Origin of the sequence: Microbacterium sp. 2FI (assembly GCF_005502885.1) — a bacterium.
Taxonomy (GTDB): Bacteria; Actinomycetota; Actinomycetes; order Actinomycetales; family Microbacteriaceae; genus Microbacterium.
The window spans coordinates 96,440-121,978 of sequence record NZ_SCMR01000006.1; the positions used below are offsets into that span (position 1 = coordinate 96,440).

Genomic DNA, 25,539 nt, shown 5'->3' on the forward strand with positions numbered 1-25,539 from the left:
CGACCCACCCGGCGCGTCGCGCACGCGAAGCGCCCCAAACCCGGGGTGTCCCAGTCCCCGCGCGGAGACCTACCGCTCGAAGCCGTCGGCGATCAGCTCGATGAGCTCTTCGCGCTCCTCGATCGGCAGGAACGCACCGGCGGCCGCATTCAGCTGGAACGCCTCGAGGTCGTCGAGGCCGTAGTCGAAGGTCTCGGCCAGCAGCGCCAGCTCGCGCGTGAGCGACGTGCGGCTCATCGTGCGGTTGTCGACGTTCACCGTCACCGAGAACCCGAGCTGGTACAGCAGGTCGAAGGGGTGGTCCTCGAGGGCCGTCCCCCACGCCGCGATCGCGCCGGTCTGCAGGTTGGACGACGGCGACAGCTCGAGCGGGATCTCACGGTCGCGCACCCAGCGGGCCAGGTCGCCGAACTGCACGAGCACCTCTTCGCCCGCGCGCGAGACGACCTCGAGGTCTTCCGCGATGCGCACCCCATGGCCGAGGCGCAGCGCGCGTCCGTCGATCAGCGCCGAACGGATCGAGTCGAGTCCGGCCGCCTCGCCCGCGTGCACGGTGGCCGGGAAGAACTCCGCCGCCAGGTAGTCGAACGCCGCGCGGTGGTTCGACGCCGGGAACCCGTCCTCGGGCCCGGCGATGTCGAAGCCGACGGCGCCGCGTCCACGCCAGGCGACCGCGAGTTCGGCGATCTCGAGCGACCGGTCGGTGTGGCGCATCGCGGTGATGAGCTGCCCGACGCGGATGTCACGGCCGCTGCGCTCGGCGGAATCCTCACCCTCTTCGATGCCCTCCTGCACCGCGCCGACGACCTCGTCGAGCGACAGGCCGCGCGTGAGGTGCTGCTCGGGGGCCCAGCGCACCTCTCCGTAGATCACGCCGTCGGCGGCGAGGTCTTCGACGAACTCGCGCGCGACGCGCGTGAGTCCCTCACGCGTCTGCATCACCGCGGTGGTGAGGTCGAACGTCTTCAGGTACTCCACGAGCGAGCCCGAGTCGCTCTTCTCGGCGAACCAGTCGGCGAGGTCGTCGGGATCGGTCTCGGGCACCTCGACGCCCGCCGCGTCGGCGAGTCCGATGATGGTCGCCGGCCGCACGCCGCCGTCGAGGTGATCGTGCAGCGACACCTTCGGCAGGCTCCGGATCGAGACTCCGTCGAGAACGGCGTCGCCGTGCTGATCGATGGGCATGGGTTTCTCCTCGGAGTCGGGGCGGTGTGGAAGCGGAAGGGGATGGATGCCGCGCCGGCGGCGTCAGGCGGTGATGCGTTCGAGCACGAGCGGGGTACGGGCGGGGGCCTCAGCACCCACGTCCCATGCGCCCTCGAGGGCGTCGAGCGCGCGGTCGAACCGCGACGCATCCTCGCCCAGCAGGGTGAACAGCGGCTGACCGACGGCGACCTCGTCGCCGGGCTTGACGTGAAGATCGATCCCGGCGGCATGCAGCACCGGGTCCTCGGCGCGGGCGCGGCCGGCCCCGAGCCGCCATGCGGCGATGCCGAACGGCAGCGCCTCCATGCCGGTGACGAAGCCTGCCTCGGTCGCCGTCACGGTGTGAGTCTCGTTCGGAGCGGGAAGTGCAGCATCCGGATCCCCGTCCTGGGCCCGGATCATCGCGCGCCACGCGTCCATCGCCCGGCCGTCGCGGAGTGCTCCTTCGACGTCGGCATCGGGCTGGCCCGCGAGCGAGAGCATCTCGCGCGCGAGCGCGACGGTGAGCTCCACCACGTCGGCGGGACCGCCGCCGGCGAGCACCTCGACCGACTCGCGCACCTCGTTGGCGTTGCCGATCGCGAGGCCGAGCGGCGTGTTCATGTCGGTGAGCAGCGCCGTGGTCGACACGCCCGAGTCGGTGCCGAGCGCCACCATCGTGCGGGCGAGCTCCCGCGCGCGCTCGACGTCGCGCATGAATGCTCCCGAGCCGAACTTCACATCGAGCACGAGCGAGTCGGTGCCCTCGGCGATCTTCTTCGACATGATGCTCGAGGCGATCAGCGGGATCGCCTCGACGGTGCCGGTGACGTCGCGGAGGGCGTAGAGCTTCTTGTCGGCGGGAGCCAGGCCCGACCCGGCGGCGCAGATCACGGCGCCGACGTCGCGCAGCTGCGCGAACATCTCGTCGTTCGACAGCGCCGCCCGCCAGCCGGGGATCGACTCGAGCTTGTCGAGCGTGCCGCCGGTGTGCCCGAGGCCGCGACCCGAGAGCTGCGGAACCGCGACGCCGAAGGCTGCGACGAGCGGCGCGAGCGGCAGCGTGATCTTGTCGCCGACACCGCCGGTGGAGTGCTTGTCGACCGTGGGCTTGCCGAGGCCGGCGAAGCTCATGCGCTCGCCCGACGCGATCATCGCGTCGGTCATGACACGGATCTCGTCACGGGTCATGCCGTTGAGGAGCACCGCCATCGCGAACGCGGCCATCTGCGAGTCGGCGACGTAGCCGCGCGTGTAGGCGTCGACCATCCAGCGCAGCGCATCCTCGGGGACTGCTCCCCCGTCGCGCTTCGCGCGGATGACGTCGACCGCGTCGTGGGCCTCGACGGAGCTCATCGCCCGGCCTCCTCGAGGTCGCGGGGGCCGAACGCGTCGGGCAGCACCTCGTCGATCGTGCGGATGCCCGACACGGTCTCGAGAAGCATCCCGGGGATCGCGTGTTCGTACAGCAGCTGCCGGCAGCGACCGCACGGCATGATCGTCTCACCGTCGCCGTTCACGCACACGAACGCGACGAGCTTGCCGCCGCCCGACATGAAAAGGTCGCCGACCAGCGCGCACTCGGCACACAGCGTCACGCCGTACGAGGCGTTCTCGATGTTGCAGCCGGCGACGATGCGCCCGTCCGACACGAGTGCCGCAGCCCCCACCCGGTAGCGCGAGTACGGGGCGTATGCGCGCCGCATCGCGTCCGTCGCGACCGCACGCAGGTCATCCCAGTCGATGTCGGTCACGAGCGGTCGTCCTTCGGGTCGGTATCGGGAGGGTCGGTCACGGTCATCCCTTGATGTACGGTTTGCCCGCCGCGGCCGGACCCCTGATCTGTCCCGCGAAGCCGGCGACCGCGATGATCGTGACGAGGTACGGGAGCATCAGCATGAACTCGCTGGGGATCGGCGTGCCGAGCACTGTCAGCAGGTTCTGCAGGTTGGTCGTGAAGCCGAAGAGCAGCGCCGCGAGGGTCGCGCGGACCGGATCCCACCGGCCGAAGATGACCGCCGCGAGCGCGATGAAGCCGAGGCCCGCGGTCATCTCCTTCGTGAACTGCCCGACCGAGACGAGCGTGAAGTACGCGCCGCCGATGCCGGCGATCGCTCCCGCGAGCGAGACGTTCCAGAACCGGCTCATGTTGACCTTGATGCCCACGGTGTCGGCGGCCTGCGGGTGCTCGCCGACCGCGCGCAGGCGCAGGCCCCAGCGGGTGCGGTAGAGCCCCCACGCCACGGCGGCGACCGTGAAGTACATGAGGTAGACGATGAAGGTCTGGTTGAACAGCACCGGCCCGAGGATCGGGATGTCGCCGAGGAGCGGGATCTCCCAGCGCGTGAAGCGCACCGGGCGGTTGAGCTCGGACTCGTTGGGAACGAGGAGCGCGCCGTAGAGGAATCCGGTGAGCCCGGTCACGAGGACGTTGAGCACGACACCGACGATCACCTGGTCGACGAGGTACTTGATCGAGAACGCCGCGAGCACGAACGCGACGAGCACGCCGCCCACCATCGCGCCGATGAGGCCCATGAAGGGGTTGCCGGTGATGCTCGCGATGAGCGCCGCGCTGAACGCGCCCAGCAGGAACTGGCCCTCGATCGCGACGTTGACGACTCCGACGCGTTCGCCGATGACACCGCCCAGCGCACCGAAGATGAGCGGGATCGACAGCGACAGCGCGCCGAAGAGGAGTCCGGTCACGGGGACCAGTCCGTCGGCGGCGGCCCACGTGAGGAACGCGAAGATCGCCAGCACGCCGTAGACGATCGGCAGCCAGATTCCGGTGCGGCGGTACCCCCACGCGTCCCACGCCGCCCACAGCGTGAGCACGAGGAGAATTCCCCACACGATCCAGCTCGTCGCCGCGGTCGGAACACTGACGTTGGGGAGTTCGATCGAGGATGCCGGATCGCCGAGTCGGAAGGTGCTCACCCCGTCGCGCGGGGCGACGAGGAAGAGGATGCCCAGCAGCGCCGTGGACAGTGTCAGGCTGATGGCGAGCTTCCAGTGGCGAACGCGCACGGTCGCCAGCTGGATCGTGCCGTCGGCGGCCGTCGAGGGAGCGAGAGCGGTCATGCGGACACCGCCTTGTCGTTGACAGGCTCGGGTCGACGCTTCGCGGCCTTGGCTCGGGCCTTGGCAGCCTTCTCGGCATCGGACTTGGGAAGGAAGAAGATCGTGCGCACGAGCGGTGGTGCCGCGATGAAGAGCACGATCAACGATTGGACGACCAGCACGATGTCGACGGGGATGCCCTGCGACGCCTGCATCGTGAAGGAACCCGCCTTGAGGGCGCCGAACAGGATGCCGGCGGCGAAGACGCCCCACGCGCGGCTGCGTCCGAGCAGGGCGACCGTGATCGCGTCGAACCCGATGCCCGCGTCGATATAGCCGTCGAAGCCGCTGGTCACCGACCCCTGGATCTGGTTCATCGCCGCAAGACCGGCCAGGCCTCCGGCGAAGAGCATCGCGTAGATGTACATGCGCTGCACCGAGATGCCCGCGGCCCGCGCGGCGTGCGGGTTCTCGCCCACGGCCCGCAGTCGGAAGCCGAGGCTGGACCGTTCGACGAGCCACCACACGAACACGGTCGCGCCGACGACGATGATGAATCCCCAGTCGAGCATCGGGAAGCGCGGGCCGATGAGATCCGGGAACTGCGCCGACGCGGGGGTCGGGGCTGAGATCGGCTGGTCGCCGGCCGGGCGCTGCAGGAGTCCCGGGGTGCGCACCATCCACGACACGAGATAGAACGCGACGTAGTTGAGCATGATCGTGAGGATCACCTCGTGCGCGCCGGTGCGGGCCTTGAGTACACCGACGATGCCACCCCAGATCGCACCGCCCACGATGCCGGCGGCGAGCGTCAGCGGCAGGTGGAGGTACATCGGCAGGTCGAGGTTGAACGTCACCAGCGCCGCGAACGCCGCGCCGATGAGCATCTGGCCGCGCCCGCCGATGTTGAACAGCCCCACGCGGAAGGCGAGGGCGACGCCGAGGCCGGCTGCGATGAGCGGCGCCGCGAAGCCCAGCGTGTTGGTGAGCGGACGGATCGCCGTCGCGAAGTCGTTCGCCCGCGAGTTGAAGATCGCGCCGCGGAAGAGCGCCTCGTACCCGCCGTACACGGCGCTCCAGACGGCTGCGATGGTGTCGCCGGGTCGTGAGAAGAAGTAGCCCGCAGCGGCCTGGACGTCTTCGTCGGTGATCGCCATCAGGATGCCGCCGACGATCATCGCCGCGACGATCGCAAGCACCGTGGTCACCCAGTTGCTGCGCAGGATCTCCTTGATGACGACGTTCTGTCGCGGCGGCGGCGCGATCTCGGCGTCGACGGTCGCAGCATCCGGCGTGCCCGTGAGCGGACCGGAGGCCGGGGGCAGCTGCTCGGGCGGAAGGCCCTTGGTCGGGTCGGAAGTGCCGGGGGTCGTCCCCTTGGCGTCATCGCTCACGCGGCCACCCCGCTCTCGGGCGTCTCGCCCGCCATCATCAGGCCCAGCACGTCTCGCGGGGTGTCGCCCGGCACGATGCCCACGATCGTTCCGCGGTACATCACGGCGATGCGGTCGGCGAGTGCCGCCACCTCGTCGAGCTCGGTCGAGACCACGAGCACCGGCACACCCGAGTCGCGCGTCTCGACGATGCGGGTGTGGATGAACTCGATCGATCCGACGTCGACGCCGCGCGTCGGCTGGGCGGCGACGAGCAACTTCAGCTCGCGGCTCATCTCGCGCGCGATCACGACCTTCTGCTGGTTGCCGCCCGAGAGCGTGCCGGCCGGAACGTCGGGGCCCTGCGTGCGGATGTCGTACTCGGTGATGCGCGCCTTCGCGAAGTCGTCGAGGGCGGTGCGCTTGATCGTGCCGCCGCGGACGAAGGCGGCATCCGACGAGCGATCGAGGATGAGGTTCTCGGCGACCGTGAAGCCTCCGACGAGCCCGTCTTCGGTGCGATCCTCGGGGACGAACCCCACTCCTTCGTCGAGGATGCCGCGCACGCTCCGCCCGATCAGGTTCACGCCGTCGAGCGTGATGGTGCCGGTGACGCGCTCGGCAAGGCCGACGATCGCCTCCACGAGCTCGGTCTGACCGTTGCCTTGGACGCCCGCGACGGCGAGCACCTCCCCGGGACGCACATCGAAGCTCACGCCGTCGACGACGACGGCACCTTCGGCGGTGAGAACCCGGAGATCCTTGACGGCGAGCCCGCCCTCGCCGATCGATGCCTCGCCCTTGTGGACGGTGAGTTCGACGGCGCGCCCGACCATGAGAGAGGCGAGCTCGGCGTTGGAGGCGGTCGGAGATGCCTCGCCGACGACCTTGCCGAGTCGCACGACCGTGATCCGATCGGCGACCTCGCGGACTTCGCGCAGCTTGTGGGTGATGAACACGATCGAGGTGCCCTCGTCGCGGAGCTGGCGCATGATGCCCATCAGCTCGTCGGTCTCCTGCGGCGTCAGGACCGCGGTCGGCTCGTCGAAGACGAGCACCTTGGCGTCGCGCGAGAGGGCCTTGATGATCTCGACCCGCTGCTGGACGCCGACGGGGAGATCGCCGACGATCGCGTCGGGATCGACCTGGAACCCGAAGCGGGCGGCGACATCGCGCACATGCTGGCGAGCCTTGGAGAGGTCGAGGGCGCCGAGCGCCTTGGTGTCCTCATGGCCGAGCATGACGTTCTCTGCGACCGTGAAGACGGGGATGAGCATGAAGTGCTGGTGCACCATGCCGATGCCGGCGGCCATCGCATCTCCGGGACCCCGGAAGTGCTGGACGACGTCGTCCAGCAGGATGTCGCCCTCATCGGCCTGGTACAGGCCGTAGAGCACGTTCATGAGGGTGGACTTGCCGGCGCCGTTCTCGCCCAGGAGGGCGTGGATCTCACCCGGGCGGACCACAAGATCGATGTGGTCGTTCGCGACGAGGGACCCGAACCGCTTCGTGATTCCACGGAGCTCGAGCTTCATATCTGCACCTTACCGAGTGAGTCGGGTGGGCTGGAAGAACTGCGGCCGGGTGGATGTGTCATCCACCCGGCCGCAGTGCGCACTGCGCCGGTGCTACGGCGAGCTGGGCGAGGTCACCTCGAGCTCACCCGAGATGATCTGCTCCTGCAGCGCGGCGAGCTCGTCGACCAGGCCCTCGGGCAGCTGCGACTCGAACGAGCCGAAGCCCGAGAGGCCGACGCCCTCGTTCTCGAGCGTGCCGACGTACGGCGCGACATCGAACTCACCGGTCGCGGCGGCCATGGTCGCCTCGTAGACGGCCTGGTCGATGCGCTTCATGATCGAGGTCAGCACGAGGTCGGCGACCGACGGGTCGACGACGGCGAGGTCGGAGTCGACACCGAGCATGACGGTGTTCGCGCCGCCGTCGGCGATCGCGTCGCGAGCGCTCTGGTAGATCGGTCCACCGACGGGCAGGATCACGTCGACACCCTGGTCGAGGATGCCCTGCGCGGTCACCTTGGCAGTGTCGTTGGCGGCGAAGCCGCCCGTGAAGGAGCCCTCCTGGCCGGCGACGTCCCAGCCGAAGGTCGCCACGTCGGCACCCTTGTCCTCGTTGTACTTGGCGACGCCGTCGACGAAGCCGTCCATGAAGATCGTCACCGGCGGGATCTGGATGCCGCCGAAGGTGCCGACCTTGTTGACGCCGGCCTCAGCCGACCATGCGGCCGCGGCGTAGCCGCCGAGGTACGCGGCCTGGACCGTGTCGAACATGAGGGGCTTGATGTTGGGGGCGTCGGTCTCGCCGTTGAAGTCGGCGTCGGCCCAGTCGTCGATGATCGCGTAGTCGACGTCGGGGTTCGCGGTCGCCGAGGCGATCGTGTCGGCCGACAGCTTGAAGCCGACGGCGACGATGAACGTGCAGCCCTCGGCGATCAGGTTGTCGAGGTTCGGCGCGTAGTCGTTGGCCGAGCTCGACTCGACCTCGATGGGCTCGACGCCCAGCTCCTCGGCCGCCATCTCCATGCCCTCGAGCGCGGACTGGTTGAACGACTTGTCGTTGAACCCGCCGTCGTCCGAGACGAGGCAGGGGGTGAAGCCTTCGACGACGTCGATGGCGTCGGCGGTTTCGCTCGGGGTGCTCTCCGGCGCTGCGCCGCAGCCCGCGAGGGCGATGAGAAGGCCCGCGGCGGCAGTGACACCGACGAGCTTCTTGGTGCGTGAGATGTTCAACTCAGCCTCCACTGGTAACCCCGCGTCCTTCACGGGGACTGCATAAAGTTACCCACTGTGACGACGTGCTTGCATCCAGAACCGCCTCTGGGGCCGAAAGGTTACAAAGACGCAATACGTCGATACCGGACCGTCACAGCCGCGGAATTCAGAGCACGTCGCCGCGCCCGGTGAGCTTGAGGGCGTCCACGACACCCTTGACCCGCTGCGCGTGCTCGCTGGTGGTCACGAGAAGGGCGTCCTCGGTGTCGACCACGACGATGTCGCGCACGCCGATGAGGCTGATCACGCGCGAGGTCTGACTCACCACGATGCCGCTCGCGGCATCCGAGAGGATGCGGGCGTTCGGCCCCAGGATCGCGAGATCGTTCTTGCGGCCGTGGGAGTTGAGCTTGGCGAGACTCGCGAAGTCGCCGACGTCGTCCCAGTCGAAGTGGCCGGGGACGACGGCGAGCCGGCCCTTCTCTGCGGCAGGCTCGGCGACGGCGTAGTCGATCGCGATCTTGGTGAGGGTCGGCCAGACCCGGTCGACGACGGGTCCGCGGGCGTCGCGGTCGTCCCACGCCTCGGCGAGGTCCATGAGCCCTGCGTACAGGTGCGGCTGGTTGTCGGCGATCTCGCCGAGCAGCACGTCGGCGCGCGAGATGAACATGCCGGCGTTCCACAGGTAGGAGCGGTCGGCGAAGTACGCCTTGGCCGTGTCGAGATCGGGCTTCTCGACGAAGCTCTCCACGAGGGCCGCCTCGGGGGCGCCGTCGACGACGATCTCGGCCCCCTTCCGGATGTAGCCGAAGCCGATCGACGGCTCGGAGGGCTGGATGCCGATCGTGCAGATGTAGCCCTCGCGCGCGGTCGCCACCGCCTGCCGGACCGCCCAGTCGAACAGGTGCGGCACCCGGATGACGTGGTCGGCCGCGAACGACCCGATGATCACATCCGGCTCGCGCTTCGAGAGGATCGCCGCCGCGAGCCCGATGGCGGCGGCGGAGTCGCGCGGCTCCGACTCGAGGAACACGTTCATGTCGGGGATGCCGGGGAGCTCCTTCTCGACCGCTGCGCGGTGCGCGCGTCCGGTCACGACCGCGATCCGGTCGGGCCCCGCCAGGGGCTCGAGGCGGTCCCACGTGTCGCGCAGGAGCGTCTGACCCGAGCCGGTGAGATCGTGGAGGAACTTGGGCGCATCGGCGCGAGAGAGTGGCCAGAGCCGGCTGCCGATCCCGCCCGCGGGGATGACGGCGTAGAAGTCTTCGATCGGCTCTGGCATGGGCCAAGGATATCGGGCGCCGTGAGCGCCGAGATGGCCGCGGACGCCAGGCGCCGCGGCCACCTGCCCGGCGCGTTCAGGTCGCCGGCGTGAAGGTCAGCACCAGCGTGGGGGTACTGGCTGCTCCATCCTCACGGCTTCGGAACGACTGCTCCGCGTCCTGGGTCTCGTTGGCATCGCGAATGAGGAAGCCGTGCTCGACGGTCGCGGCGTACATGCCCGCGACCTGCGCGGTCACGCTCCACTCGCGCCACCCGGTCCCCGACGCCGTCGTGGCCGCGGCACCCGTCGTCGCCGGCGCCGTCGCCCACGTCACCTGCCCTTCCGCCCACGGCCCATTCAGGGCGAGCGCCTGCAGGGTCCGACCGTTGCGTGCCGAGGAGGCGTTCATCCGCAGACTCGCCGAACCCACCTGGCATCCCGCCGGAGCGGACGGGAGATCGAATGCGACGAGTGCGCGCAGCGCCTCCCCCGACTTCGACCGCACCTTCAGCGCCGAGTCGGCACCCTTGTTCGCTCCGGGATCCTTCGCATCGATCCACGCGTCGGCGGTCGCGCGCAGCGTGATCGTCGACCCGCAGTCGACCGCGGGCGGAGGCGGCGGAGTGGGCGTCGGCGTCGGCGTCGGCGTCGGCGTCGGCGTCGGCTCAGGCACCGGCGCAGGCGCAGTTGCCGGAGCGAACGTCACGACGAGCTGAGGCCGGTTCGAACCCTTCTCGCGGCTGAAGAACTGCTGCTCGGCATCCTGCCCCTCGACCTTGTCGCGGAGGAGGAATCCTTGGACGTTGCCTGCCGCGTACATCGCCGTGACCTGACTCGCCACCGCCCATTCGCGCCAGCCCTTGCTCGAGCCGGACGCGACCTCGACGGGGCCGGTACCGGTCGCGGGCTGGTTGGCCCACGTCACGGCGTTCTCCGTCCACGATCCGGTCACGGGCAGCGCCTGGAGCGTGCGTCCGCTGCGGTAGGAGTCGAGCCAGAGCCGCAATGTTGCGGAGGCCACGACGCAGCCGTCGGGGACCGTGCCCATCGGGAACTTCACGAGCGTGCGCGTGTTGCCGCTCGACTTCGAGGTGACCTTGAGGTTGGAGTCGGTCCCCTTGTTCTGCGACGTGGACCCGGAGCTGATCCAGCTGTCGGCGGTGGCGGTGAGCGTCACCGTCGTGCCTGCGCAGCTCGGGGCAGGAGCCTCGATCGTCCAGGTCGTGACCGCCGGAGTCGGATCGACCGTCGCCGTCGCGTCGATCGCCCGAACCGCGAATGTGTGCGCACCCACTCCCAGCGAGGCGTAGGACATCGGCGACGTGCAGGGGGTGAAGCCCGCCGAGTCGAGCGCGCACTCGAACGTCGCCGTCTCGGTCGCGCTGAAACTGAACGACGCCGAGGTCTGCGTGGTCGTCCCCGTCGGCCCGGCCGTCACCGTCGTCTCGGGCGGCACCGCTGCGACCACGATCCATTCGTAGTCCACCCAGTCGACCTGCTGGTTGCCCGCGGCATCGGTCGCCCGCACGGCGAACACGTGCTCGCCGATGCCGAGACCCGTGTACGTCACGGGCGAGGCACAGGGTGACTCGGAACCGTCCAGCCAGCACGCGAACATCGAGCCCGGTTCGTCGGAGGTGAACTCGAACGTCGCAGTCGACGACTCCGTCTCCTCGTCCGGGCCCGACGTGATCGCCGCCTCGGGCGGCCCATCGACCACCCACGTGTACTCGACCGCCGGCCCCGTGTTCAGGGCTGCGTCGACCGCTCGCACGGCGAGGGTGTGCTCACCCTCGATGAGTCCCTCGATCAGGTGGGGCGAGGGGCAGGCCGAGAACGACCCGGCATCCAGAGCGCATTCGAAGGTCGAACCCGGCTCGCCCACCGTGAAGGTGAACGTCGCCGTCGTCGCGAGCGTCACCGCTGCCGGGCCGGTGATGACCGGCGCGCCAGGAGGTGTCGTGTCCGGCGGCGCCTCGACGGTCCACTCGTGCTCGGCGGGCGAGGCATCCGCGAACCCTGCGGGGCTCGTCGCGGCGACCGCGAAGGTATGGATACCGCCACCGAGGCCGGCGTACTCCGCAGGGGATGCGCAGGGCAGGAAGGCTCCTCCATCGAGGCTGCAGGCGAAGCTGGATCCGGCGATGTCGGCAGAGAACGTGAAGGTCGCCGTGGTGGCGGCGGTCTCCACCTCGGGGGCGGAGAGCAGAGTCGTCTCGGGCGGGCCGAGCAGCGTCCATGCGGCGCTCACCGGCTCACCGATGTTGCCGGCCAGATCGACGGCACGCACGCGCAGTACGTGCGGGCCGACGAGGTCGGCGGCGGCCTCGTGGGGTGTCGCGCACGGCTCGTAGCCGGCACCGTCGAGAGCGCACTCGAAGGTGGCGAACGGATCGTTGGAGGCAAACCGCACGGTGACCGCCGTCAGCGTCGTCTCGGCCGGCGGAGCCGCCACGATCGACGCGCTCGGCGCTGTCTCATCCCCGACGTAGGTGAAGCTCGTCACGGCAGGGGTCGGGTCGATGTTGTCCTCCACGTCGATCGCGCGGACCGAGAAGACGTGCTCCCCTGCGGGAAGCGGATCGGGCGCGTCCGGGTTCGGCAGCGTCCAGGGGCTGGCGCACTCGGCGAAGGATGCCTCGTACCCGGGGTCGAGCGGGCTCACGAGCGAGCACTCGAAGGCCAGTCCCTGCGGCGATGTCACGTTGTCCATCCCGCTGAAGGCGAACCGAACGGCCCCCGTCACGGGATCGATCGGCGGACCGACGGTGGTGATCGCGGTCTGCGGCGGCGTCAGATCGAGACTGGGCAGGATCACCCAGCCGTACTCCGTCGCCTCCAGCTGCTCGGCGCCCTCCGCGTCGATCGCGTAGACCCGGAAGACGTGCTCTCCGACCGCCAGGCCGGTGTAGCTCACCGGCGACGCGCACTCGGCGAACGGTCCGAGGTCGAGCGAGCAGCGGAAGGTGGCATCGGCGATGTTCGCCTCGAACGCGAAGGTGGCCGAAGTCTCCTCCGTCTCGCCACCCTCGGCCGGCTCCCCCGGGTCACCGGGCATGAACGCCGGACCGGATGTGACGACCGTGAGCGCACCGGTGATGTCCCACGTCCACGTCGCCGGACTGGGATCGGTGTTGCCCTCGGAATCCGTGGCGCGCACCTCGAAGGTATGGAGACCGAATGCCGTGTCGGCGAACTCATACTCGACGGCGAACGCACAGGGGTTCCAGGCTCCAATGTCGACACGGCACGAGAACGTGACGTCGGGTTCGTTCGAGCTGAAGGTGAAGATCGCTTCGAACAGCGGTGTCTCCGCGGCCGGCTTGATTCCGATGAACGTGTCGGGAGCCACGCCGGTCGGCAGGGGCTGGTAGACCCACGTGTAGATCGCAGGGGTGTGGTCGGCCGCGCCGAACTCGTCGATCGCCCGCACCTCGAAGGTGTGGCTGCCCGCCGCGAGGCCCTGGTACTCCCAGGGGTTCTCGCACTCCACCCACGCGGTGTCGCTGATGCTGTCCAGGCGGCACTCGAACCCGAGGTCGTACGCCGCGGTCGTGTCGTCGAAGCCCGTGAAGGTGAACAGCGCGTTGGCGCTCGAACTCGTCGCCGGCGGCTGCATCACGATCGTGGTGTCGGGAGCGCCCGGCGCCTCGGTGATCGCACAGGCGACGTTGAAGCACTGCGCGGGCTCACTGTTGCCCGAGGCGGTGTTGCCGCCGCCGTCCATGCCGCCCGTGCCTGCGTACACCCCCCACCCGTCGTTCAGGCTGGCGCTGTTGGCGCGGATGATGTGACCGGCGTCGGGCACCGAGATGCCGTCGCCGGAGTTGAAGTTCGCGACGTTGCCGACGACGACGACGCCTGCGCCGGTCGTTCCGACGCCGGCGACCTCCACACCGTCACCGGAGTTGCCCGAGGCCGCGTTGCCGCGCACGACGGTGCGCAGCGATGTGGCGTCCACCGCGATGCCGGTGCCGTTCTGGCCACCCGCGTTGTTCTGCTCGAGGAGGGTGTCGGGTGCGTCGAACACGTCGATACCACCGGCGTTGTAGCGCACGTCGTTCCCGCGTGCGGTGGTTCGCGCGGAGTACTCGATGACGAGCCCGCCACCACCGGATCCGGTGACGATGTTCGCCGCGAGCTGGGTGTCGTTCGATTCATTCACCGAGATGCCCATCGCACCCGCACTGATGGTGTTGCCCAGCACGGCATTGCCGTGCGAGGCGAGGTCGACCGAGATTCCGGCAGAACCCGAGGCGCTGATCGTGTTGGCGTCGAACGTGTTGCCGGTGGCCTGTTCCAGACCGATCCCGGACTGCGACGACTCGGTGATGGTGTTGCCCAAGATCGCGTTGCCCGAGACACCCCACAGACGAACGCCATCGCCGGCGCTCGCGTCGATGACGTTGTCCTTCACCGTCGCTGCGGTGGTGCCTGCGGAGAGGAACACGCCGACGGCGTTCTCCGACAGGTTCGACGAGCGAATGGCATTGCTCGCGTCACCGCCTTCGATCGAGACGCCGGCATCCTGGTTCATCGATGCCGTCACCCCCGCGACGACGTTGCCGGCGGTGCCCGCCTGCAGCAGGACGCCGACGTCGAACTCCATCAGGATGCCGTTGGTCACGGCGACCGCGTCGAAGCCGGGGTTGCGCACACCCGCGCCGAGCCCCGTGCCGGTGATCGTGCGTCCGCCGAGGTCGATCGTGATTCCGGATGCTCCGACCACGAGCCCGTCACCCAGGCAGTCGACCATGTCGGCGGTGAGGCGGATCGAGACCGTCACCGTCATGCCGCAGTTCGTCGCGGTCGGCACCGGTGCCGCACTGATCGTCCACGACCACAGGGCGGGGGCGGCTTCGACATTCGCCTCGGGGTCTGTGCCGCGCACGGCGAACGTGTGCGGCCCGGTCGGCAGACCGCCGACCGAGACCGGCGAGGCGCACGGCGCGAAGGCGGCGCCATCGAGCGAGCACTCGAAGGTCGTGCCCTCTTCATCGGACTCGAACGACAGCGAGGCGGAGGTCTGCGCGGTGATGGAGTCGGGTCCAGTGAGGATCGTCGTGTCGGGAGCCTGCAGGGGATCAGGCGGCACGATCGTCCAGGTGTGCGCCGCGGGAGTCGCATCCACATTGCCGATCCAGTCGACGGATCGCACGAGGAAGGTATGCGCGCCGACGGCGAGGCCCGTGTAGACGATGCCGCTGTCGCAGGGTGCGAAGCTCGCGCTGTTCAGCGCGCACTCGAACGTCACGCCTGTGGCGTTGTCGCTCCCGGAGAAGCGCAGGGTCGCGCGGGTGAGGGCCGTCGTCGCATTCGGCCCGCTGACGATCGTCGTCTCGGGGGGGACGAGATCGCCGCTGGGACCGCCGCTGCCGTCGCAGCGGATGTTGTGGCACTCGACGACCAGCAGTGTGTAGGGGTCGATGCCTCCACCGACGTTGCCGGTCGCCCGGTTGCCACCGCCGTCGACGTTGGTGCCGGCGATCGAACCGAGGGCGGAGTACACACCCCAGCCGCCGTTGTCATTGGCCACATTGCCGCGGATGATGTGGCTGACATCGCCGACATGGATCCCGTCGTCGCCGTTGCGGCTCGCGGAGTTGCCGTCGACGATCGTGCCGAGGCCCGCAGGTGCATGCGCGCTGATCTCGATGCCGACGCCGGCGTTGGCGTTCGCGGTGTTGCCGATCACCGTGTTGGAGGCGGAGTCCGCGCCGATCTCGATGCCGGTGCCGTCGTTGTTGGAGGCGTTGTTGGCCTCGATGCGGTTGCCGCTGGATTCGCCGATGGCGAGGCCTCCGGTGTTGTAGCGCAGATCATTGCCGCGCACGAGCGTGCCGGTCGCGAGCTCCAGCTCGATGCCGTTGTCGCCCATCCCGTTGGCGCGGTTGTCGAGCAGCTGATTGCCCGACGACTCCGAGACGATGATCCCGGCTTCTCCGTCGTGGATATCGTTGCGCTGCACGATGTTCGCGTTCGAGGCCAGTTCGACGACCATCGAGGAGTCGGCGGCCCCGGAGATCTCGTTGTCCTTGACGCTGTTTCCGCTCGAGCCCATCAGGTGCACGCCGGCGTCCGCGCTGCCGGAGATGGTGTTCTCGCGGAGCTCTCCCCCGGTGGCTGCTTCCAGGAGCACGCCCTGGCCGGAGTTGCCGCTGATGACGTTGTCGTGGATGCGCATCGCGTGGGTTCCCGGCCCCACATGCACACCCACGCCGTTCCCGCTGATCGAACTGTGGCGGAGAGTCGCTCCGACCGTGCCGTCATCCGCATCGGCGATGAGAGCGCCGGCGTCGGCGTTGAGCTGGAGGGTGAGTTCGTGGCCCAGGGCGCGGGCCGCTCCGGTGGCGAAGTGCACGCCGAAGTCGAACTCCTGCACGGTCCCGTCGACGACGGTCACGTCCCGGAATCCGGAGACCAGGATGCCGGACCCCAGCCCGGTGCCGTCGACGGTGTGCCCGTCGAGGTCGATCGTGATCCCGTCCTCCGCGGCGACGAGGCCGTCGCCCGGGCAGTCGGTGAGATCCGCGGTGAGGCGGACGCTCTGAGTGACGACCGCCCCGCAGGACAGGGCGCTCGGCACCGGGGGCGGGCCGACCTCCCACGTCCAGGTTGCCGGCGTCTCATCGTCGTTGCCCGCGGGATCCACCGCGTGGATCGTGACGGAGTGCTCTCCTTCACCGGCCTCGACGAACCACGGCGACTCGCAGGACGCGTCCTCCTCGTCATCGATCGCGCAGATGAAGGTCGCGGTGGGATCGTCGGAGGTGAAGACGAAGGTCGCGACCGTCGCCACGGTCACCGGGTCGGGACCGGAGACGATCTCGGTCTCCGGCGCGACGTGGTCTTCCGGCGGAGCCACGATCGACCATGCGTACGCGGCGGGTGAGGCATCCGTGTTCCCCGCCAGATCGGTGGCTCGCACCTCGAAGAGGTGATCGTCGAGCGTGAGTCCCGGGTAAGAGATCGGCGAGGTGCACGCGGCCCAGTCCGCCCCGTCCAGACTGCACTGATAGGTGAGGTAGGGACCGGGGGTCGCATTGTCGCTGCCGCGGAACCGGAAGGTGGCGGTGGTCTCGTCGCTCGGGTTCTCAGGCTGCGCGGCGATCTTGGTCGACGGCGCGACGTCATCGTCTCCCACGGGCGCGGGAACCACGATCCACGTGTGCACGGCCGGAGTCAGGTCGACGTTGTCGGCCGGATCGATCGCGCGAACTTCGAAGGTGTGCTCGCCTGCCAGCAGGTACGAGTAGATCGTCGGGCTGCCGCATTCTCCCCAGTTGTCGACGGATGGCGGCTCCACCGGCTCCGGCGGGTCGCCGGGGTCCGGCGGGTCGGGAATCTCGGGCTCCGGGTCCGGAGGCGCGTCGAGGCGGCACTGGAACCGCAACGCGGTGACCGGGGTCTGGTCGTCGGTGCCGGTGAACTCGAACCGCTGCGGCGAGAGCGAACTGCCGCCGTTCACGGGCTGGACCGTGATGGCGGTATCGGGCGCCACGAGGTCCGGCGCAACCGGTGCTGGCGCCGTTCCCGGTGCGCAGACCACTCCTGCGCACTGTGCCGGCTCCGCATTGCCGCTGGCGAGGTTGCCGCCGCCGTCGTCAGAGCCGACGTCGGCGCTGATCCCCCAGCCGCCGTTGTTGTAGGCCTCGTTGGCGCGCACGGTGTGCCCGGCGCCGTTGATGGAGATGCCGTCGCCGAGGTTGCCGGATGCGCTGTTGCCTTCGATCACGTTGCCGTCGATCGGGTCACCTGCACCGTCGAGCACCTCGCCTTCCACACTGATTCCGGTGGCTCCGGTGTGCTCCACGCGGTTTTCGCGGATGGTACTCAGCGACGTCGCCTCGAGCACGATGCCATCGGCACCGGTCTGCCGGGCATCGTTGCCCTCGATGAGCAGGTTGCGCGAACCGCTGACCTCGATGCCGCCCGGGTTGAAGCGCACGTCGTTGCCGGTGATCGTGCCGCCGTCGAGGTCGGACACGCCGATCGCGGCGCCACCGGCGAGGTGGAAGACGTTTCCCGTGATCGTGAGGTCGCGCGAACCGTCGGCACTCAGCGAGGCGTCAGATGTGCGGGTCGCCGTGTTGTTCTGGATGGTGGTGCGATGCGATCCAGCGGTCACGACGATCGCCGCGTCGCCGGTGTCGCCGAGGAAGTTCCCGCTGACGAGGGTGTCGGTCGACCCTTCCAGGTAGAAACCGCCGTCGCTGTCGAGCAGCGGGTCGTTGGTGAGCCCCGAGACGGTGTTGTCGCGCAGCACGGTGAATGCGGCATCGAAGGCGTACACCGCGCGGCCGGCGTTGCCGGTGAAGTCGTTCCCCTCGATCACGTTGCCTTCGGCGCCCGCTACCAGCGTCACGCCGTCACCGTTGAGCGTGAACACGCTGTCGCGCACCACGCTGCCCACGCGCCCGTTGTCGGCGTCGAACAGCTCGACGCCGGCGTTGACGTTGTTGTGCAGCGTCATGTCGTGGACGACGTTGTAAGCCGCACCCGCCATGAGTCGGACGCCGTAGCCGAAGTTCTCGACGCGCCCGTCCCTGACGACGACGTTGGTGTGACCGGCATTGCGGACGCCGGCATCCAACCCCTCTTCTTCGCCCAGCTCGATCACGAGCGAACTGCGGATCGTGTGGCCGTTGAGGTCGAGCACGATGTCGTCTGCGCCGATGACGAGCCCCTCCCCTGCACACGAGAGGTCATTGCCGACGAGCGTGCTCGCGGTGAGCACCTGGCCGCACTCGACCTCGGTGACGACCGTCGGCTCCGGCGGGGCTGTGGGCGCGGGCGCGTTGCCGGGGACGAAGCGCAGCACGAGCTGCGGCGGGGTCGGCGGGTCGGAGACCGCTTCGCTGGAGAGGAACGACGCCTCGGCTCCCGCGGCATCCTCTTCCGATGCGTCGCGGATCATCCACCCGTAATCGTCGATCTCGCCCGCGAGCGCCGCCGCGACGTGCGCCGTGACCTCCCACTCGTGATAGCCGGATCCCGTCGCGGTGGAGGCTCCGCCGACCGCGGCGTCCGGCCGGCTCTGCCAGGTCACGAGGCTCTCCGACCACGGCGCTGTCACCGGGGCTGCGTCGAGCGTCCGGCCCGGATCACCCTCGCCGTACAGTCGCAGCCGCGCGCTCTCCAGGGCGCAGTCCGGCCCGTCGTCGGGCAGATCGAAGCGGATCAGGGCCCGGGCGTCTTGGCCGGGCGCCTGCGATCGCACGGTGAGGAACTCGCTGAAGCTCGCATTCTCGAGCGGAAGCGCCTCGTCGACAGTCGCATCCTCCGCGGCGAGCAGCGTGATGTTCGCGTCCTCACAGGTCTGCGCCGGGCCGACGGTCCACGTCCACGACGCGGGAGACGGGTCGATGTTGTCGGATCCGTCCGCGGCCCGCACCTGGAACGTGTGCGATCCCTGAGTGAGGTTGGAGTAGACCGCCGGGTTCGTGCACTCCAGCCAGGCTTCCGGATCGAAGCTGTCGATGCGGCACTCGAACTCGAGGAACTGCGTCGGCGTGGCGTTGTCGGTCGCGTCGAACGTGAACACCGCGTGCTGACTGCCCTCGTCATCATCGGGGTGCGACGTGAGGATCGTCTGCGGCGGGGTGAGATCGAGTGTGGCTTCGAAGGAGTGGCTGGCTGCGGTGGCGTCGACGTTGCCCGCGCGGTCGATGGCGCGCACCTCGAACGTGAAATACCCCTCCTCGATGATCGGCACCTGCCACGGATTCGCGCAGCCGACGAAGGCGAACTCGGGCGGCGTGGGCTGGGTCGGGTCGACGGGTTCCGGCGGCTCGGTGGGATCGTGCTCGATGAGGCGGCACTCGAACCGAAGGTCATCGGCATCCGTCACGTCGTCGATGCCGGTGAAGCGGAAGAGCGAGGTCGCCTCGGTGTCTTGCGTCGGACCGGAGATGTAGGCGGTGTCGGGTGCGTCGCCGTCGGGCGGAGCGAAGGGTCCCTCGAACTCGAAGGCTCCGCTGTCGCAACGCACGTTCAGGGGTCGGTCGATGCCGCGCTGGTCGGTGTCGGGACACGGTGTCACTCCGCCGTCCACCGCGAGGCTCTCGGGATGCAGCGCCATCGTCATGGTGTGCCCGCCGTTGTCGGCGATGGCATCGATGCCGATGTCGGTGGCGTGGGAGCGGTCGAAGCTGCCGCGGAAGGAGCACGAATCGCCGTCGTCGATGTTGCCGCCCTCGGAGCCCATGGCGAACGAGCAGCTGGGGCCGAGCACGTTGGCGGCGACGATCGTGTTGCGCAGGATCACCCCGGCGGACGGCTGGATCGGCAGGTTCGGCGAGCCGATCTCGCCGCCGATGCCCGACGCGATCGGCGCACTGTTGTGCGCGATCGTGGAACTCGTGATGTGCACCGGGGCATCGGCGTCGATGTAGACCCCACCGCCGCGGATGGCCGCGATGTTGCCCGAGATCGTGACGTTCTCGTAGAGCGCCTCAGCGTCGCCGAGGCTGTAGATGCCGCCGCCGAGGCCGGAGTCGTCTTCGAAGCGCTGGAGCGCTCTGTTGTTCCAGATCGTGGTTCGCTGGATGTGCAGGGCTCCGTCAGCCGCGTTGGCGAACCCGCCGCCGTTCTCGGCTGTGTTGTCGGAGATCGTCGTGTCGACGATGCTGAAAGCCCCGCTGCCCTGGCTCTCGATGCCGCCGCCGTCGAGTTCGGCCTCATTGCCGGTGATCGTCAGTCGAGCAAGCGTCACGTCCATGGCGGCGTTCTCGATGCCCGCTCCCGCTCCGGCGGCGTTGCCGGTGACGAGCGTGTCGGCGATGTCGATCGTCGAGTTGTTGCTGAGCAGGATGCCGCCGCCCTCGCCACTGGCGGAGTTGGCCTCGAACGTGGCATCGGTCACCTCGACCGGTCCGGAACCACCCAGGTCGGCACCACCACCGCTGCCCTCGGGGATCTCGCCTTCGACCGGAACGCCGGCGCGGTTCTCGCGGAACACGGTGCCGGCGATCTCGGCCGGACCCTCGAGCGAGGTGGACAGGCCGGCTCCGTCGCCGGGAGTGGTGTTGCCGATGAATTCACCGCCCTCGAGCGTGAAGGAACCCTTGCCCCCGACGTCGACGCCGCCGCCATGACTCTCGGCGAAGTTCTCACGGATGACGGAGTCGACGATGCGGACGCTGCCCTCGTGGCCCGCCGAGACTCCACCGCCAGAGGAGTGGGCTGTGTTGCCCGCGATCGTCGAACGCTGAATCGTCAGCGACGCCGGAGCCGTGTCGCTCACACCGGCGGCGTGCACGCCGCCGCCACCGCGCGCATCGTTGCCCGACACCGTGGAGTCGGCGATGATCATCGTGCCGGTCTCCTGGTGGATGCCGCCGCCCTCGGCCCCGGCGACGCTGGCGGAGACGACCACTTCGGTCAGGCGCACAGTGCCCGGAGTGAACGATGCGAGCGCTCCGCCGCTGTCTGCACTCCATCCCTCGGTGAGGGTGAGTCCGTTCAGGGTGGTGTTGCCGGCGGTGGGATGGATCTCCACCAGCCGATCCATGCCGGTCTGCTCCGGCGCGGCGTCGACGGGAAGGGGCCCGCCCCGGATGATCGTCGCGACAGCGCCCGCACCCATCAGAGTGATCGGCGCGAGGATGTCGAGGTCGCCCTCCTCCGGGCCGTCGGCGACCGGCTCGATCGTGAGCCGGTAGGTGCCCGCCGGAATCTGGACGGTGTCCGCACTCGGAGTGGCGTTGGCCTCCTGGATCGCCGCCCGGATCGAACACTCGTCGGCGGCAGTCGCGCAGATGCCGTCGACGACTTCGTCGACGGCATCCGTCGTGGTGTCGACGACGAACGTCTCGCCCGACACCGCGGGCGATGTCGGCACCACCAGGAGCGCTGCTGTCAGGACCAGCGTCGCAAGCACAGCCCATCTCGTTCGGGCCGAAGGAAACCCTCGGCTCGGAGGCCGCAGCGCGGCGTCGATACCTGCTCCGTTGCGCTCACCCGGGGCGTCATCCGACCCGTGGCTGCGCGAGTGACCCATGGACATGCTCGCTCCCCTGCAGGCTGCGCCTCCCCGACGCATTCCCAGTGCCTGCGCGAACACTGTCCCGCCGCAGCGTTAAGCGCGGCGTAAGGGTCGCGTGAAGAGATCTTTATCCCGCAGCAGGCGACCGACGAGGATCACGACGCGAGGGGCGCACCGCTCCAGCACAGCCGGTAGCCCGATCCGCGAACGGTCTCGATGTATCCGTCGCCGAGCTTGCGCCGGAGAGAGCTGACGTACACGTTGACCAGGTTGGTCGCCGGATCGAAGTCGTATCCCCATACATGGCTCAGCAGCTGCTCTCGACTCAAGACATGATCGGGATGCCGCATGAGCGTCTCGAGGAGGGCGAACTCACGTGATGTCAGGTCGACGGCGCGTCCTCGCACCCGCGCGCGATGGGTGTGGATGTCGAGCTCGACATCGCCCACGCGAAGGACGATGGGGCTCGCCGAACTCGAGGAGCGCAGTCGTGCGTGGATACGGGCGAGGAGCTCTGCGAACCGGAAGGGCTTGGGCATGAAGTCATCGGCACCCGCCTCGAGCGCCTCGACCACATCGCGGTCGGGCCGACCTGTCAGCACGATCACCGGGAGGATGAGTCCGGCCGCGCGGAGGCGACGAAGCACTCCGAACCCGTCGAGGACCGGCAGCCCGATGTCGAGGATGAGCAGGTCGAAGTCGCCGGTCCGGCAGAGTTCCAGCGCCGTCTCGCCGTCTGCCGCGGCTTCGACCCCGTATCCGCTTTCGCGCAGGCCCTTGCTGACGAACGACGATACGAGTCGGTCGTCCTCTGCCACCAGAATGCGCGTCATGATCCGCCCCGGTCCGCGTCCGCCTTCGGGGGCGAACGCATCGGCCGCGTGGTCCCCTACCACGCCGCATGTCGAGAGAGCACAATTGTCGCACCGTCACGACCCGAATACAGCAGGATGACGCGAAGACACGGGGACGCCATTGCCGGCCACATCGGTGCTGATCGTCGAAGACGACGACCTGATCGCCTCGTTCGTCCGCCGCGCGCTCATCCGGCTGGGCCACGCCGTGACCTCCGCAGCGACGGGGCAGGAGGCGCTGGCGTTCCTGGAATCCGGAGACATCGACCTCGTCCTGCTGGATCTGACGCTGCCCGACATCGACGGGCTCGAGGTGCTTCGGCGGATCCGGCTCGGGGGCGACGAGGTGCCGGTCGTCATCCTGACATCGCGCAGCGACCCCAAGGATCGCGCCATCGCCGACCACTGGGGCGTTGACCGCTACCTGGTCAAGCCGTTCCCGCTGGCGGAGCTCACCGCGATCGTGGATTCCGTGGGCTCGTCCTGAGCGGTCGACTGCTCGGGGGGCGGAACGACGAACGGGATCTCCACTTCGAACCGCGCGCCGTGGGGGACGACGGGCATGGCACGCGCGACCCCGTCGTGCGCCTCGGCGATCGCCCGGACGATCGGCAGTCCGAGGCCCGTGCCCCGATGCCCCGCCCGCGACCGGTGGAAGTTGTCGAAGGCGCGCGCGCGATCCTCGTCGTCCAGACCCGGACCGTCGTCCTCCACCCAGATCCGGATCCGTCCGTCCACAACCTTCGTTCCCAGCCCGACCCGCGTGCCGTCGGGCGTGTGATGGCAGACGTTCTCGACGAGCTGCATGACGACCTGGGTGAGGCGCTGGGCATCGGCGACCGCATGGCCGTCGGCGACGGCATCCAACCTCCACTCGCGTGCGCACAGCACCGACGCGCGGCGATACGTCTCGTTGGTCCAATGCCGGAGATCCACCGGGCCGACGCTGAGGAAATCGGGGTGCTCCGCACGGGCGAGCGTCAAGAGATCCTCGACCATGCGATTCATTCGGTCGATCTCCTCGATGATCACCGTGACAGTCGCCTCCCGCTCCGCGGGATCGTCGAGCTCCATCAGCTCGAGGTGCCCGCGGATCACCGTCAGCGGAGCGCGAAGCTCGTGGCTGGCCTCGTCGAGGAACTTCCGCTGCGTGGCGAAGGCGGCCTCGAGGCGCGCGAGCATGTCGTTGAAGGCGGAGGCGATCTCGGAGGCCTCATCCTGCCCGCGCACCGGGATCCTGCGGGTGAAGTCGGTCTCCGAGATCGTTCGCGCTGTCTCGGCCAGCGAGCGCAGGGGGCGCAGCACCCGACCCGAGAAGGCGAAGGCGATCATGATCGCGACGACGAGCGTGACCAGCTGGATGACCGCCTCCGTCAGGACGCTCCGATCGATCTCGGTCTCCTCCGGCAGCGGATGATTGACCACGACGAAGGTGCCGCGCCGCCCGACGTCGACCGGCACGACGGAGAACCGCACCTCACCGCTGGCGACCTGCGCCACGCCGTACGTCTCGGCGTCGGCTGACAGCCAGCCCTCCTCCAGCGCGGTCAGCTCCTCGGCGGGAAGTGCATCGCCTGCCGCCTCCGTGCGATATGGCGTCTCCCCGATGTACCCGATCAGCGTCTCGCCCTCGTCGGGCACCTCCCGTGCGAAGTACACGTCGAACATCGCCTCGAGGTCGTCGCCGAACGGTTCGCCCGTCTGGGGGTTCGTGCCCTGCGTCAGCAGGCGGAACTCCTCCACCTCGCGCGACATCGCGAGGGCGATCTCCTCGTCCAGCCGCTCGCGGAGGACGTTTCGCAGGAGTACGACCGAGACGACGAGCGAGCCCGCGAGAAGGAGCGCCACGACCGCCAGGATCCGCACGCGCATGTTTCCGAGGAGTCGACCAGGGCCCCGCCCGTCCCGCATGGCCGAATGGTACGCCTGCGGCGCCTCGGGCGGCAGGGGCCGATGCCGCGGCCTCACAGCATCCGAAAGATCCTCCGATCTTGACGTCGGCGAACATCCCCTCGGAAGAAGGGTGCTAAGGCTCTCCTTCGTCGCTCCCCCGCGCCCGGCGGGAATAGGATGGTCGAAGCGCCCGCGTGACGCCGAGGGCCCGGATTCGGTACGTCGGGCCACCCCAAGGGGCTTCGATCCGCCCCCCATCGTTCGATCCAGGGAGGACGGCCGTGTCTGCACCAGCACGCGTCACACCGTCGGTATCCGAGACCACATCCAAAGTCCCGCGCGGAACCCTCTACCGCGGGAACGAGGGCATGTGGTCGTGGGTGCTGCACCGCATCACCGGCGTCGCCATCTTCTTCTTCCTCTTGGTGCACGTGCTCGACACGGCACTGATCCGCCTCTCGCCCGAGGCGTACGACATCGTGATGAGCTCGTACAAGAACCCGATCATGGGCATCGGCGAGGTGGTACTCGTCGGGGCTATCGCCTTCCACGCCTTCAACGGCCTGCGCATCATCCTCGTTGACTTCTGGTCGAAGGGCGCGAAGTACCAGCGGCAACTGTTCTGGATCGTCATCGGCGTGTGGCTCGTGACGATGCTCGCGTTCACGCCGCGCCACCTCATGAACGTGTTCTCCGAGATCGGAGGCGGTCACTGATGTCCGGCGACACCATCGCAGACCCGCGCGCGCCACGTGCCGCCGTCCGCCGCAAGGGCCCGAACCTCGAGAAGGCCGGCTGGATCTACATGCGCGTCTCGGGCGTGCTGCTGGTCATCCTCATCTTCGGCCACCTCTTCTTCAACCTGGTCCTCGGCGACGGCATCCACGGCATCGACTGGGGCTTCGTCGCCGGCAAGCTCGCCAACCCGTTCTGGCAGTGGTGGGACATCCTGCTCCTCTGGCTCGCGCTCATCCACGGCGCGAACGGCATGCGCACGATCGTCAACGACTACGTCGGCAACGGCACCGTCCAGAAGGTGCTGCACTGGGCCCTCGGCCTCTCGGCGGGCTTCCTCATCGTGCTGGGCACCCTGGTCGTGTTCGCGTTCGACCCGTGCAACGGCGTGACGCAGGACAGCGTGTTCTGGGAGCAGTGCCAGAACCTGCCCGCACCGCGCCTCTGAGGCCGGCAT

14 protein-coding genes are annotated in these 25,539 nt (G+C 69.0%); 3 read left to right on the top strand and 11 right to left on the bottom strand.

Annotated features, from left to right (window positions below):
* Positions 1-69 precede the first annotated feature (69 nt).
* The 10 genes from FFS15_RS07410 to FFS15_RS07455 form a co-directional block, all read right to left on the bottom strand.
* On the bottom strand, positions 70-1,185 hold the full coding sequence (locus FFS15_RS07410) for an adenosine deaminase (protein ID WP_137844373.1): 1,116 nt from the start codon (positions 1,183-1,185) through the stop codon (positions 70-72).
* Positions 1,186-1,248: 63 nt separating this feature from the next.
* Positions 1,249-2,541, bottom strand: a complete 1,293-nt coding sequence (locus FFS15_RS07415; RefSeq protein WP_137844374.1) for a thymidine phosphorylase — start codon at positions 2,539-2,541, stop codon at positions 1,249-1,251.
* The gene (locus FFS15_RS07420) at positions 2,538-2,939 is read right to left on the bottom strand and encodes a cytidine deaminase (RefSeq protein ID WP_137844375.1); all 402 of its coding nucleotides are present in this window, start codon (positions 2,937-2,939) and stop codon (positions 2,538-2,540) included. The genes FFS15_RS07415 and FFS15_RS07420 overlap by 4 nt, the downstream gene beginning before the upstream one ends.
* 43 nt (positions 2,940-2,982) lie before the next feature.
* Entirely contained in the window at positions 2,983-4,269 is a 1,287-nt protein-coding gene (locus tag FFS15_RS07425; RefSeq protein ID WP_137844376.1) for an ABC transporter permease, read from the bottom strand.
* Positions 4,266-5,642, bottom strand: a complete 1,377-nt coding sequence (locus FFS15_RS07430) for an ABC transporter permease (RefSeq protein ID WP_137844377.1) — start codon at positions 5,640-5,642, stop codon at positions 4,266-4,268. The genes FFS15_RS07425 and FFS15_RS07430 overlap by 4 nt, the downstream gene beginning before the upstream one ends.
* Positions 5,639-7,156: an ABC transporter ATP-binding protein gene (locus tag FFS15_RS07435; RefSeq protein WP_137844378.1), complete on the bottom strand. Its 1,518-nt coding sequence runs from the start codon at positions 7,154-7,156 to the stop codon at positions 5,639-5,641. Before FFS15_RS07435 ends, FFS15_RS07430 begins: the two co-directional genes overlap by 4 nt.
* Positions 7,157-7,249: 93 nt before the next feature.
* Complete coding sequence (locus FFS15_RS07440; protein WP_137844379.1) at positions 7,250-8,368, bottom strand: BMP family ABC transporter substrate-binding protein; 1,119 nt, start codon at positions 8,366-8,368, stop codon at positions 7,250-7,252.
* Between the two features lie 148 nt (positions 8,369-8,516).
* Positions 8,517-9,632: a mannose-1-phosphate guanylyltransferase gene (locus tag FFS15_RS07445; RefSeq protein WP_137844380.1), complete on the bottom strand. Its 1,116-nt coding sequence runs from the start codon at positions 9,630-9,632 to the stop codon at positions 8,517-8,519.
* A 76-nt stretch (positions 9,633-9,708) separates the two neighbouring features.
* Positions 9,709-21,495 carry a right-handed parallel beta-helix repeat-containing protein gene (locus FFS15_RS07450; protein ID WP_171013118.1) on the bottom strand — a complete coding sequence of 3,929 codons (11,787 nt, stop codon included), beginning with the start codon at positions 21,493-21,495 and terminating at the stop codon, positions 9,709-9,711.
* Positions 21,496-21,755: 260 nt separating this feature from the next.
* Positions 21,756-22,433 carry a response regulator transcription factor gene (locus tag FFS15_RS07455; RefSeq protein ID WP_137844382.1) on the bottom strand — a complete coding sequence of 226 codons (678 nt, stop codon included), beginning with the start codon at positions 22,431-22,433 and terminating at the stop codon, positions 21,756-21,758.
* A 142-nt stretch (positions 22,434-22,575) separates the two neighbouring features.
* On the opposite strand from FFS15_RS07455, the gene FFS15_RS07460 reads away from it, so the two are divergent.
* Positions 22,576-22,941, top strand: coding sequence for a response regulator (locus FFS15_RS07460; protein WP_137844383.1), 366 nt, complete (start codon positions 22,576-22,578; stop codon positions 22,939-22,941).
* On the opposite strand, the gene FFS15_RS07465 is transcribed toward FFS15_RS07460, so the two are convergent.
* Positions 22,875-24,365 carry a HAMP domain-containing sensor histidine kinase gene (locus tag FFS15_RS07465; RefSeq protein ID WP_171013119.1) on the bottom strand — a complete coding sequence of 497 codons (1,491 nt, stop codon included), beginning with the start codon at positions 24,363-24,365 and terminating at the stop codon, positions 22,875-22,877. The two genes, FFS15_RS07460 and FFS15_RS07465, sit on opposite strands and share 67 nt — an antisense overlap.
* Before the next feature lie 263 nt (positions 24,366-24,628).
* On the opposite strand from FFS15_RS07465, the gene sdhC reads away from it, so the two are divergent.
* The gene (sdhC, locus tag FFS15_RS07470; protein WP_137844385.1) at positions 24,629-25,063 is read left to right on the top strand and encodes a succinate dehydrogenase, cytochrome b556 subunit; all 435 of its coding nucleotides are present in this window, start codon (positions 24,629-24,631) and stop codon (positions 25,061-25,063) included.
* Positions 25,063-25,530 (top strand): succinate dehydrogenase hydrophobic membrane anchor subunit, encoded by a 468-nt coding sequence (locus FFS15_RS07475; RefSeq protein ID WP_137844386.1) that lies wholly within the window; start codon positions 25,063-25,065, stop codon positions 25,528-25,530. The genes sdhC and FFS15_RS07475 overlap by 1 nt, the downstream gene beginning before the upstream one ends.
* Positions 25,531-25,539: the final 9 nt, after the last annotated feature.

Excerpts from the sequence above, each read along its gene's own strand:
- FFS15_RS07410 (WP_137844373.1), bottom strand. The coding sequence starts at position 1,185 with ATGCCCATCGATCAGCACGGCGACGCCGTTCTCGACGGAGTCTCGATC.
- FFS15_RS07415 (WP_137844374.1), bottom strand. The coding sequence starts at position 2,541 with ATGAGCTCCGTCGAGGCCCACGACGCGGTCGACGTCATCCGCGCGAAG.
- FFS15_RS07425 (WP_137844376.1), bottom strand. The coding sequence starts at position 4,269 with ATGACCGCTCTCGCTCCCTCGACGGCCGCCGACGGCACGATCCAGCTG.
- FFS15_RS07435 (WP_137844378.1), bottom strand. The coding sequence starts at position 7,156 with ATGAAGCTCGAGCTCCGTGGAATCACGAAGCGGTTCGGGTCCCTCGTC.
- FFS15_RS07445 (WP_137844380.1), bottom strand. The coding sequence starts at position 9,632 with ATGCCAGAGCCGATCGAAGACTTCTACGCCGTCATCCCCGCGGGCGGG.
- FFS15_RS07455 (WP_137844382.1), bottom strand. The coding sequence starts at position 22,433 with ATGACGCGCATTCTGGTGGCAGAGGACGACCGACTCGTATCGTCGTTC.
- FFS15_RS07465 (WP_171013119.1), bottom strand. The coding sequence starts at position 24,365 with ATGCGGGACGGGCGGGGCCCTGGTCGACTCCTCGGAAACATGCGCGTG.
- FFS15_RS07475 (WP_137844386.1), top strand. The coding sequence starts at position 25,063 with ATGTCCGGCGACACCATCGCAGACCCGCGCGCGCCACGTGCCGCCGTC.